We start from the raw sequence: 12,771 nt of genomic DNA, 5'->3' as shown, positions 1-12,771 counted from the left end.
TAAATAAGACTATCAATATTTTAGTTTTTATCTTAACTGATAATTGGCATGTTATAAAGAAGACTTATTAAAAACTGAATTGAGTCTTTAAATATTTATATTTTAATGATATTAGCGTTGTTCAGTAATTTGGTTTGTACTAAATAAAATAGGTTTAAAATGAAAAATCCATGGTATTTCGTTCCTCGTACCAAAGTTGGAGAACGTGTAAAGAAGTATCAACTTTTTAAGCTGGATACTTTTGAACTGAAACGAGTGTTCAATCATAATTTTTCAGTTGTTCAGATGAACTCTAACTTTATTGAACTCACAAATAGAAACTATGTGTGGAAGGGTAAAATATTAATATTTTTATCTGTTTTTGCTTTGCCTATTTTTCTATTAATTATTTATCTATTATTTTTTACTTTAAGTGATGGTGTTGAAGATGAAAAAATTATTACTTATTCGAGCGCTATATTACTAGCATTTGGTGGATTATACGTTTTTATTACAATGTTAATTCCTTTTTTGAAACTTGATTTTTTAAAGCCTCTTTATTTACCAGTTTTGATACATAGACATAAAAAGAAAATGACCGTATATTCCGATGGGAATAGCATCACTCAATTTTCATTAGATGATTTGTATTTTGATATCGTTCAATCGCAAGGTGTCGTTGGACTGCCACTCTATGAGTTACATGCCTATATCCTTGATGGAGAAGTGATAAAACATGATACACAGTTGGGTACACCGAATATTCATAAAGACGATATAGAAGGCTTTTTATTATTTATCAAAACTTATGTAGAGCAGGGACCTGAACCGTTGTACTACAGAAAAGGGATAGACGACCCTGAGCAAGATTATAAAAGTAGATTAACCTATTGCTATGATATTCAAGAGAAAAAAGAATCCATTAAGCAAAGTTGGCAAACCGTATTTATCAATCATTTTCAGACACCACTCTATGCGCTTATTTTTGCAGTACCTGAATTTGTACGGTTCTTTGGACGACGAATCACAGTTGTTTTTTCAAAGCCATTTTATTGGAGTGAAGCACTGAAAAAGGAGCATGTTGTAGATGAAAATGATCCCTATAGTGTGACAGCAAAAGACAATTTAAAGTTTAGTTTTTTGAGTGTGAAAGAGAAACTGCATGATTAATCAGACTCCATACACAGTGGATTTAATCTTTAACGGAAACTGGGAGACAGCCTAAGTCTAGGCTAACGCTATAAAAATGAACATAAAAGAGAAAAATTACTATTTTGGTTATGATGAATTTAAGAAAAATATTCCTATAGATGTAGTGGATATAGAAAACGTTTTAACCTTGCAAGATCGACATGACTTAAATCATAACTGGTCTTTTTTAAGAATGAATCATGATTATATTGAATTGATTGACCAGTATTATGCAAGATTAGGGAAAGGTTTTAGCCCCTTTTTTATGGCTAGTCCAGCATTACTTGCAATGATTATTCTTTTAATTCATACAATATTTAATCCATTTTCAGATAGTGGAGTAGGTTTTTATTTATTTTTTCTAATAATGGCTTCATCTGGATTAATACTTGCGCTATTTGGTTTTTTAAGACCATTATTTAAATATGACAAAGGAAAACCGATTTGTCGACCGATTATTTTTAATCGCAATACTCAAAAAGCGTATTTCTATATCAATAAACAAGAATATTTAGAAAAACATTGGTTAGATGTAACTTATGCTTTAGGGACATCGCAAGGCTTAGGAGGGATGCCAATTTATGAACTTCGAGCACATATCATTGAAGATGGTATTTTAAAGGATACATTCTTGATCGGGTTCCCAAAAATAGGCAATGGTGCGTCACTGGGGTTATGGAGCTTTATTTGTCATTATATGCAACATGGTATGGACGAACTAAAACCACATCCACATCCTATGTATGGCACAATTGACCCTTTGAAACAATTAACTTTCTGTCAACGTATGCTGGGTTCAAAAGAAAGTATTCAAGATACATGGAGATCTTTTAGATGTGTGTATTTCAATAATCCATTACCGAGCTATTTTGCATTTCCATTTGACCTTTGTAATTTGATTGCAAGACGAATTTTCTTAACAATTAAACCTCTACCAGTGTGGCATTCAGATGTAGTTAAAGCCAATGAAATGGATAAAATTCGAGAAGAAGAAATCACTTATCGTGATAATTATGAGTTTAAAGAATTTGAAATAAAGGATAAATGAATCTTATTGGGGAGTGGTGTTTTTATATAAAGGAGAAGCAACATGAATAATGAAGCTTTATACATATTCAGTTTAAAAACTAAAGATAGCAGATAAAGTACGAGAAGGTGATTTTATCTTAAACCATATTGAATAGGTCAAATATGCTCAATGGTACATTACAATATCCAGTGTATAAGAATGCTAGGCACCTAACACCTAAAGAAAAGCAAAATATTCTTGCTAAGAAAATAGCTTATAAATCAAGTGTGTTTCATGGCTATCATTTTATTAAAATGAATTCCACCTATATGGAGTGTGTGAATAATAGCTTCTTTTTAAAAGGCAATTCCTATTTTAATTTGCTTGGTGTATTACTATTAGGTATGCCCATTATATTATCATTATGGATTTTTACTTTTTATGTAAATTTGATCAAATATGATCATGATTTTTTAAGCTTTATTTTCTTTTATTTTTTATGTTTTTTATAAAGGTTATCAAAATTTTAAAAAGTATGAAAAATTAGGTTATAACTATTATCCAATCCGCTTCAATAGAAAAAATCAAAAAGTCTATGTTTACGATGTCAGTGGTCAAATCTTTTCAGGAGATTGGGAGAAGATTGATTTTATTTTAAATCATCGACTGGGAGGCTACGAGGGCACTTTTTGGGAGATCAAGGGGTTTATCAAGGATAACAATGGCTTGATTACTTACACCTTTGCCTTTGCACTGAGTAAGCATAAAAAGCAAGAGACACTAGAAATATGGGAGTTTATCAAAGAGTATATGAATAATGGACCTGAAAAGCTTTATTTTAATAAACATACAGTAGAAACGAGTCCTCGTTTAGTACCTGAGAAATTAAGCTATTGTTTAAATATTGAAGCACAGCCTGAGTCTTTAGAAACCAGTCAGGAAATTGTTGCATTAGATTATCAAAGTGAAATTCGATCATTCTACTCAAGAGTAATGATTAAAATTTTAGGCACAACTCGGAATAAATTTATTCGTGCTGATAAACAGCCGAAATGGTCTCAACATGTGGAAAATGAATGCCAGGTTGATGCTACAGACCCCTATGTAGTTGACGCTTCGACAACATACCAACTCGATACTTTTGGAAAAATAATCAAATAAAAAAGCCCCCGAGGGACTTTCTTATCTCAACAAACTTTTAAGGCAACTGCTTAATCGGACTACCACCTAAAGCCTGCATCAACGTCACATAAGCGTTGTACTGGCTTTGTTTGGTCTGTACCAAAGCCAAACGAGCGCTACGTGTTGTTTCCTGCGCATCCAAAAGATTTTTTAAGGCAATCGCACCATTACGATAACGAACATCAGTCAGACGTTCAGTTTTTTCTGCAAGCTCAAGATTTTTTTGCTGTAGAGCAACCTGTTTATCTAATTCAGTTCGATTCGATAAAGCATTTTCCGTGTCTGCAAAAGCTTGATATAAGGTACTGCGGTATTGAACGATGGCTTTTTCATAGTCCAATTCACTGATTTTTAAATTCTTTTGCATGTCGTTATATTGCAAAAACGGTAAGCTTAGACTTGCACCTAAAGTAAGTGCTGGATTTTTCAGTAAATTGGTCAGAGAGGTACTGGTTGAACCCAAATTTCCAGTCAAGCTGATCGATGGGTAATAACTTGCTTTGGTTGCATCTTTGGTGGCTAAAGACTCACGTAAACGTAACTCAGCAGCTCTCAAATCTGGACGACGTGACAAAATATCTGCGGGCAATCCTGCCGCAATTTCAGGTAAACGAATCCGCGGCAACTGTTGGGGTTCTTGAATATTCAGCTGCTGTACTGGAATCTGCAACAACACCGCCAAAGCAGTACGTGCTTCAACACGCTGTTGCTCGATCTGACTTAAGCTTGCTTTCTGACTTTGCACCGACTGTTCAGCTTGGGTTAGATCCAGCCCTGAAACAGCACCTGCGCGGTATTGAGTGCGTACCAATTCATAGGTTTTTTGGGTAGAGGCTAAACTTTGTTGTGCAGAGCTATAGCGTTCATTTAAATAACCCAATTGCCAGTATAAATTTGCGGTTGTACCAATTAAGGTTTGTCCTGTCGCTTGCAAGTCTTGTTCAGTGGCTAAAGACTCCCACTTAGAGGCTTCAGTCTGACGTGCCAATTTACCAAATAAATCGACTTCATAACTTACCCCTGCACCCAGTGACAGACCTTTGGCAGCATCATCCCCCGAGTTGAGATCAAAGCTATGTCCCGTTGAAACACTTGAATTGACACGAGGTCCTTGTTGATCTCGTGCTAACCCAGCTCTTAATCGTGCAGTTTGTAGATTAATCCCTGCGACAGCCAAATCAGCATTACGTTCAATCACTTGATTGACCAATTGATTGAGTTGCGTGTCGCCAAACAGGGTCCACCATTGGTCTGCATAAAGGTCTGCTTGAACTTGTTGAGATTTTGCTTTGTCATAAGCAAAACCATTGGGGATTTGTACCGCAGGTGCTTCATATGGGGTTTTCACCACAGCAGCGCATCCCACCAGTGAGCTTCCAAGAATCAAGGCTGTTGCAAGTTTGCTTAAATTCATTTGCATTAATATTTTCCTTATTCTCAGATTATTCACGTGAAAGTGCATCGACAGGATTCAGCTGTGCGGCATTTCGTGCCGGGATAAATCCAAACACCACACCAATCAAAGTTGAACATACAAATGCGGCGATGATCGACGTGCTTGAATACGCCATTTGGAAACTGCCTTTGGCAATATGTCCGATCAACTGTCCAATACCTAAAGACAGTAAAACACCCAATATTCCGCCTAAAATACACACCAAAATTGCTTCAATCAAAAACTGTTGCAGAATATCGCTTTGTCGTGCACCCACCGCCATACGTACCCCAATTTCCTGAGTACGCTCAGTCACGGAAACCAACATAATATTCATTACGCCGATTCCCCCAACCACAAGTGAAATGACCGCAATCGCAGATACCAATAGGGTCATGGTTTGCGTGGTTTGTTCAATGGTTTGACGGATACTGTCAGAGTTTTGCGTAAAGACATCTTGTGCGCCATGGCGCTGTTCTAACAGGCTTAAAATGGCATTTTCAGCCACAGCAGTAGGATAGGTATCTTTGACTCGGACAATGATGCTGCGTACATTGGATTGTCCTAACATGCGACTCATGACAGTTGAGTAAGGGAGATAGACATTCAGGCTGTCAGAATTCATAAAGCCTTGTTGTGCATCAATCACCCCGATGATTCGACTTGGAACACTTCCCAATAAAATTACTTGTCCTAACGGGTCAGTGCCATCAGCAAAGAAAGTCTTTTTCGTGTTCGAGTCAATGACAACATCCTGCGCACGTTGAGTCACACTCTGTTTGTCAAAAGGTTGACCTGAGACAAATTCTAAACCTCTAACATTAAAAAAGTCGGCACTGACACCATTTACGGTGGCTGCTGCTTCTGTATCCTTAAAGCGAGCTGTAACGCTGCTATTAACTGTTGGGCTGACTGCTTCTACGTAGGGCTGTTCAGATAAAGCATCAGCATCTGCGGGCACAAGGGTTTTAAATTGAGCTGTCTTGGAGTTGTCACCAAAACCTCGCCCCTGAAAGACCGTAATGGTATTGGTACCCAGACTGCTGATATTTTCCAGAATTTGCTTCTGTGAGCCATTTCCGAGGGCAACAACAGATACCACGGAGGCAATCCCGATAATGATCCCTAACATGGTCAGGAATGTACGCATGCGATGTGCATTCATAGCGAGCAAAGCCATACGGAAGGCTTCAGCAAAACGATCTAGTGCTGAACGCCAACGGGAAGACTTTTTCCGGCTTGATTTGGGTTCTGCATCTGCAACAACCTCAATTTCATCATCATGTTCGGGAACATTTGGCTTATCGGCAATAATATTCCCGTCACTGATCTCAATAATACGTGTCGCATTTTTTGCGACATTCATATCATGGGTAACCAAAATGATGGTATGGCCTTTGGCATTGAGTTCGCGCAAGATGCGCATCACTTCGATACCGCTATTTTTATCCAATGCACCTGTAGGCTCATCGGCAAGAATAACATCACCACCGTTCATCAAGGCACGGGCAATCGATACACGCTGTTGTTGACCGCCTGAAAGTTGATTTGGGCGGTTTTCAGTTTTTTCACCGAGTCCAAGATCAGTCAGGATTTCATGCGAGCGTTTTTGACGAACGGATGGGTCCATACCAGCATAAATTGCAGGAACTTCGACGTTTCCGGCAGCATTCAAATCACCCAATAAGTGATAGCGCTGAAAAATAAAGCCAAAATACTCACGACGTAACTGAGCAAGCTCATCGGGTTCAAGTTTACGGGTTTCGCGCCCGTTCACCTGATAACTTCCCGAAGTTGGCTGATCCAGACAACCTAGAATATTCATCAATGTTGATTTACCAGAACCAGACTGACCGACAATGGCAACCAGTTCGCCTGGATAAATCTTTAAATTGATACTTTTTAAAATCTGAATGGTGGATTCACCCGCAGGGAACTCACGTATCAGATTGCTGACCTCCAGTAGAGGTTTGATCTGATGATTGTTCTGATCCATGCTTAGAGTCTCATTGGGCCATTTCTGTTGCTACGTTTTGCAGAATCATTCGACGTGTCTGAACCATCGGCAAGAATCACTTGATCGCCTTCATTCAAACCACGCAACACTTCTGCGGAAACACGGTTGTTTAAACCAATCAACACCTGTTTGCGTTTGGCACTGCCATCAGCCTGTAAAACACGAACCATTGCAACCGATGCTTTACCTTGATCCACCAATGCTTTTTCATCTGCGGTTAATTCAAGGCGCTCAGGTCGATCCGCAGGATTTTGACCATCTTTACGTGTTTGTCCTTGGGCAGAAGAAGCAGGGCGATTTGAATTGGCACCAGATTGACCATTCGACTTGTTGGCACGTTGCGGACGATTCGAAGCCTGAAGCGCAGCTGCTGGAACTGTCAACGCATTTTTAGCTTCCGCCAAAATAATATAAACCTGAGCAGTCATATCAATGCGAAGCTTGCCATCATCATTCGGTACATCAAAAAGCGCATTATAATAAATCGCTGTACTTGATGAAGATGAAGACGAATTGCTGGTTGTTTCGGTATTGATTGATTCTGGTGCTGGTTCTACCTGACGAAGCGTGGCATAACGTTTTTTCTCACTGTCACCGAGTGTAGTGAAATAGACTTTTTGTCCTTCTTGAACTTTCATGACATCCGCTTCAGACACTTGGGCTTTGATGGTCATGGTGTCAAGTTTAGCAAGCTTGACAATTGTTGGAGCGCTTTGGTTGGCGTTAACGGTTTGACCTTCTTCAGTCACGATCGCAACCACAGTACCATCCATCGGTGCAACAATACGGGTATAGCCTAAGTTTTCTTGTGATGTTGCCAGAGTCAGTTTGGATTGTTCGATTTGCGCATTCATCGATGCAATATCGGCTTGTGCTGTCTTAAACGCAGCCAAGGCACTGTCATAATCAGCCTTAGACGTAGCATCCTGTGCATACATATTCTTTTGACGATTATATTCAGCCTCTGCTTTGGCTAAAGTGGCCTGCTTAGTGGTCAATTGAGCCTGTTGATTTTTAATGTTGGCTTCTGCTGTTTTTAAATCATTGGTTTGGCGTACAGAATCAATTTGTGCGATCAATTGTCCTTGTTTGACTTGATCCCCCAGCTTGACATACATTTTTTTGACCTGACCAGAAACCTGTGCACCCACACTCACCATTTTGGTTGCTTCCAAGTCACCGGTGGCAAGTACAGAATCTTCAATATCTCCACGTGTCACTTCAGCAGTAATATACTGAGGCTGTGTATTTTTTGGTTTTAATGTGTACCATGCGATTGCTGCGACGATCGCTACACAGACCGCTATGAAAATGGCTTTGGCTGGTTTTATTTTTGGCATAGCAATAATGAGGCTGAGAGAAAAATTGATCAAATTATAATGATGAATTAAGGATAAAGCGTGAATTTTTTATAATAAATAGAAATGAGAATTATTCTAGCTAAAATTGATACTTGAAATTTAAGCTTTGATAAATAAAGACTTGCCACACAACTCCGCAATACACTGTTGGATGATATGTTCTGGTTTTTCTTGGCTGAGGCCTTTAATGGCCGCATCAATGCGCAATAAAAGGCTAGGCCATGTTAAAAAAGATTGCGGATTTAAACGTCTAAGTGCTTGTTGATACAATGAAATTTTGGTTTTCCAAATGCCGAGTTGTAAGGCATTTTGTGGTTGTTCATACAATTGCATCAAAAGACGCATTTCTTTACTGATGGTCCATAAAATTAGACTATCAGGTTCACCAGACTCCAACAGATATTGGAAAATCTTAATGGCTAAAGCTAAATTTCCAGCAATCAGTGCATCGCTTAAATCAAAAGTGCTGTAACGGGACTGATCTTGTAGACATTGCTGTAAGTGGTCGATTTCAATCTGTTTTTGATCGGGAAATGTATCAGCAACACGCATCAGACTGTTTTTAGCAGCCAATAAATTGTGTTCATGATGTTGTTCAAGCCATACCCAGGCATCTTGATTGAGATGAATGCCAAGTTGTTCCGCTTCAATCGCCAAAATACGCTGACGGTCTTGAGGGTAATTTGCAGTCAATGCAACCACTACACCATTGGCTTCAACGGTTTGGAAGAAAGCAGATTTTAAGCTGCTCGAATCCTGTTTCGGCATCACGATCACCAGCAGATTATGTTCATTATGCTGGATATACTGTTTGAGCTGCTTCAGTCCATTGGCATCTGGTTTGATGTTGCCATGGACTTCAAGTGCAAGATGTTGTGAAAACAAAGACAGACTGTTTAAGGCATTAAAGACATTTTTCCAGTCTGAAACACTGTTTAAATCATGTCGCTGGCGTTCAACCTCATGTTTTGCCCAACTTTTTCTTAAAGCATCTAACAGATTTTGCTCTAACAGAGGCTCTTGACCATGTAAAATCCAAACACCTCTCGCTTCATCAACACGTTTAAGGGCTTGTAAATAGTCAAGTTTCATAAGCTTATTGTGCTACCGGTTGAGTCGAAATATTTCGTGCTTTAGGCAAGCGGTTGGCTGCAATTTGGCGAGACATCTGTTGAGCAATGTCATCAATCAAAATCTGACTTAAATATTTATACTGTTGGTCATCGGTATTGACTGTTGCAACATCGTATTGATAGCTACGAGAGGCCGTCAAGGTGCGAGGTTCAGTGATTGGATTGCCTTGTTTGTCCTCAATCTGGAAAGTCACGGTGAGACGCAGTAAGGTTTCAACCAATTTACCATTGAGCTCATGACGTACAGGAGTGTAACTCAGTACACGCAACACATAGGCATCGTTTGCATTGCTCAGTTGGACACCTGTTGCAGTCAAATAGACGCTGAGTTTTTTCTCAAGATCCTCAGTATTTTCAGGCAGAACCAATTGTAACTTGGTATAGACCAAAGGCGTTGCCTGCGTATTGGTTCCCTTTAAATGAAAGCCACAACCGACTAAGCCTGCACTCAGACCCAAAGTTAATACAACTGCTGCAACACGATGAACCAAATGCATGCTTTGTCCTCATGATATTCCATAAAGTATGAAATATTTAATCTTGATAAATTGACCACATTTTAGAATCAAAGCCCGTTGAATGACAACGGGCTTTGTTTGGGTTTTGTTTATTGCATTTAGTCCCCCTCTTTTTAAAGAGGGGTTAGGGGAGATTTTTTCATAAAATCCCTCCAAGCCTCCCTTTTAGAAAGGGAGGCTTAAAAGCTTTTTAAACCACCAAATTCACTAATTTATTCGGTACAACAATCTCTTTCTTGGTTGGACCCGTCAAGAACTGTTGAACTTCAGGAAGCGCTTTCGCCAAGGTCAACAATTCATCTTTCGATGCATCTACTGACACTTCTAATTTGCCGCGAAGCTTACCATTCACTTGTACTACGATAGTCTGAGTATTGCGAGTGAGGGCAGATTCATCAACAGTCGGGAACAATACTGAAGTTAAGTCAATTTTAAACTCAGCCAATAAGGTTTGACTCAAATGCGGTGCAAAAGGCGCAAGCAAAGTCAACAAGGTAACAATTGCTTCACGTTCAACCGCGATATCATTGTCATCTTTGGCTTCAAACTTATTGCTGGCATTGAGTAATTCCATTAATGCTGCAATGGCAGTATTGAACGCATGACGACGTTCAATATCATCACCTACTTTTTGAATGGTTTCGTGAGTTTTACGACGTAAATCCTGCGCTTCTGTTGAAAGCTTGGCTGTATCAATCGCAGTTGCAGGATTGCCTTTTTCAAGGAACCCAGCAACCAAGCGCCAAACACGTTTTAAGAAACGGTTTGCACCTTCGACACCAGCATCAGACCATTCCAATGATTGATCAGGCGGTGCAGCAAACATCATAAATACACGGGCAGTATCCGCACCGTATTGGTCAATAATCGCTTGTGGGTCGATGCCGTTATTTTTCGACTTCGACATTTTTTCTTGTCCACCAATGACAACTTCTTGTCCATCACCATTATATTTGGCAGAAAGTATGCGACCTTTTTCGTCTTTTTCCAGCGCAATGTCGGCAGGGTTGAACCAGGTTTTTTTACCACTTTCAGCTTCACGGTAGAACGTATCTGCCAATACCATGCCTTGAGTCAGTAAGTTGGTGAATGGTTCATTGCCGTGTACTACACCTTCATCACGCATTAACTTATGAAAGAAACGTGCATAAAGAAGATGAAGAATGGCATGTTCTACACCGCCAATATATTGGTTCACTGGCAACCATGACTGTGCAGCTTCAGGTTTTACCATACCACCGGTGAAATCAGGAGAAGCATAACGCGCATAGTACCAAGAGGATTCAACGAACGTATCCAGAGTATCCGTTTCACGACGCGCATCACCGCCACAGCTTGGACATTTGGTTTGATAGAATTCAGGCATTTTGTTTAAAGGATTACCTGAACCATCTGGTACAACATCTGTCGGAAGAACAACAGGGAGCTGGTCTTCAGGCACAGTGACTTGACCGCACTTGTCACAGTTGATCATTGGAATTGGACAACCCCAGTAACGCTGACGAGAAACCCCCCAGTCACGTAAACGGAATTGGACTTTAGAACTTGCCAATGATTGTGGTTCTAATTTTGCTAGAAAAGCGTCAAAAGCAGCTTGGAATGTTAAGCCATCAAATTCGCCGGAGTTGACCAATTTACCTTCTTTAGAACCATACCATTCTTGCCATTCTGAAGCCGAATATTCAGCATCGTCTGTACCTTTGGCATCGATGACTTGCTTGATTGGTAAATTAAATTTATTGGCAAATTCAAAGTCACGTTCATCATGTGCAGGAACAGCCATTACCGCGCCTGAACCATATGACATCAATACATAGTTGGCAATCCACACTGGAATTTCTTCACCCGTTACAGGGTGTTTTACAGACAAGCCGGTTGCCATGCCTTTCTTTTCAGCTGTCGCTAAGTCTGCTTCCGCTACTGAACCCATACGGCACTCTTCAATAAATGCAGCAAGTTCAGGATGCCCAGCTTCAGATTGGATCGCAGCAGCTTTCAGCGCCATTGGGTGTTCAGCAGCAACCGCAACGTAGGTCACACCCATTAAAGTGTCAGCACGTGTGGTATAAACCGTCAAACCATCTGCATAAACTTCTGGATTTGCAGAAGGGAAAGTGATGTCCATCCCAGTTGAACGACCAATCCAGTTACGCTGCATGGTCAATACTTGTTGTGGCCAACCGTCTTTGAGTGTGTCGAGGTCATCCAATAATTCTTGCGCATAGTCTGTGATGCGGAAGTAGTACATTGGAATATCACGCTTTTCAACCAATGCACCTGAACGCCATCCACGACCATTTTCAACTTGTTCATTGGCAAGCACGGTCTGATCAACTGGATCCCAGTTCACTGTAGAGAGTTTGCGATAAATCAGTCCTTTTTTATACAGTTGGACAAATAACCATTGTTCCCAGTGATAATATTCTGGTGTACATGTTGCAAATTCGCGGTCCCAATCAACAGACAAACCAAGTTTTTTCAATTGGTCACGCATATAGGCGATGTTTTCAAATGTCCATTTTGCAGGCGCAACCTGATGTGCGATTGCTGCATTTTCAGCAGGTAAGCCAAAAGCATCCCAACCCATGGGTTGCAGGACGGTTTCACCTTTGAGACGGTGAAAACGGCTAATCACATCGCCAATTGTATAGTTACGCACATGACCCATATGCAGCTTGCCACTTGGGTAAGGGAACATCGAGAGGATATAACGACGTGGACCTTCTACAGTGTCAGCAACTTTAAACGATTTGCGATTTTCCCAGTCTTTCTGGACTTGAGGTTCAATCGCACTAGCTTGATATTCAGGATCAATGTGAGTAGTCATAAACGTATTTTGAGAACAATGGTTAAAAAACTGTGTTGCACAGCATAGCGCAAAATACACCTAAAAGTGAATTTTGCGCGCCTTTAAATATGAAAAACTTGCAATTTTACTTTGAATTG

Annotated in this window: 9 protein-coding genes; 3 read left to right on the top strand and 6 right to left on the bottom strand. The window is 40.0% G+C overall.

The window, feature by feature from the left end; genetic code table 11:
• Positions 1-159: 159 nt before the first annotated feature.
• From IMO47_RS07120 to IMO47_RS19590, 3 genes are all read left to right on the top strand, one after another.
• Positions 160-1,149 (top strand): hypothetical protein, encoded by a 990-nt coding sequence (locus tag IMO47_RS07120; protein WP_196077157.1) that lies wholly within the window; start codon positions 160-162, stop codon positions 1,147-1,149.
• A 76-nt stretch (positions 1,150-1,225) separates the two neighbouring features.
• A complete protein-coding gene (locus IMO47_RS07115) occupies positions 1,226-2,218 on the top strand; it encodes a DUF6708 domain-containing protein (protein ID WP_196077156.1) in 993 nt (330 codons plus the stop codon).
• A gap of 453 nt (positions 2,219-2,671) precedes the next feature.
• The gene (locus IMO47_RS19590; protein WP_347339643.1) at positions 2,672-3,340 is read left to right on the top strand and encodes a DUF6708 domain-containing protein; all 669 of its coding nucleotides are present in this window, start codon (positions 2,672-2,674) and stop codon (positions 3,338-3,340) included.
• 37 nt (positions 3,341-3,377) lie between these two features.
• Here IMO47_RS19590 and IMO47_RS07105 read toward each other — a convergent pair whose 3' ends face one another.
• The 6 genes from IMO47_RS07105 to leuS all read right to left on the bottom strand — a co-directional run bounded on the left by IMO47_RS07105 (position 3,378) and on the right by leuS (position 12,652).
• Complete coding sequence (locus IMO47_RS07105) at positions 3,378-4,781, bottom strand: efflux transporter outer membrane subunit (RefSeq protein WP_196077155.1); 1,404 nt, start codon at positions 4,779-4,781, stop codon at positions 3,378-3,380.
• 22 nt (positions 4,782-4,803) lie between these two features.
• Positions 4,804-6,792 carry a MacB family efflux pump subunit gene (locus IMO47_RS07100; RefSeq protein ID WP_196077154.1) on the bottom strand — a complete coding sequence of 663 codons (1,989 nt, stop codon included), beginning with the start codon at positions 6,790-6,792 and terminating at the stop codon, positions 4,804-4,806.
• 2 nt (positions 6,793-6,794) lie between these two features.
• The gene (locus IMO47_RS07095; protein ID WP_196077153.1) at positions 6,795-8,153 is read right to left on the bottom strand and encodes a MacA family efflux pump subunit; all 1,359 of its coding nucleotides are present in this window, start codon (positions 8,151-8,153) and stop codon (positions 6,795-6,797) included.
• 120 nt (positions 8,154-8,273) lie between these two features.
• A complete protein-coding gene (gene holA, locus IMO47_RS07090) occupies positions 8,274-9,266 on the bottom strand; it encodes a DNA polymerase III subunit delta (RefSeq protein WP_196077152.1) in 993 nt (330 codons plus the stop codon).
• A 4-nt stretch (positions 9,267-9,270) separates the two neighbouring features.
• On the bottom strand, positions 9,271-9,804 hold the full coding sequence (lptE, locus tag IMO47_RS07085) for an LPS assembly lipoprotein LptE (RefSeq protein ID WP_196077151.1): 534 nt from the start codon (positions 9,802-9,804) through the stop codon (positions 9,271-9,273).
• Positions 9,805-10,015: 211 nt separating this feature from the next.
• Positions 10,016-12,652: a leucine--tRNA ligase gene (gene leuS / locus IMO47_RS07080; RefSeq protein ID WP_196077150.1), complete on the bottom strand. Its 2,637-nt coding sequence runs from the start codon at positions 12,650-12,652 to the stop codon at positions 10,016-10,018.
• Positions 12,653-12,771 lie beyond the last annotated feature (119 nt).

It is taken from the genome of Acinetobacter sp. Res13-Abat-PEC15-P4-01 (genome assembly GCF_015676285.1).
Lineage (GTDB): Bacteria > Pseudomonadota > Gammaproteobacteria > Pseudomonadales > Moraxellaceae > Acinetobacter > Acinetobacter nematophilus.
Note: the sequence above shows the minus strand (reverse complement) of the source record. Positions and strands in the feature narration are given on the sequence as shown.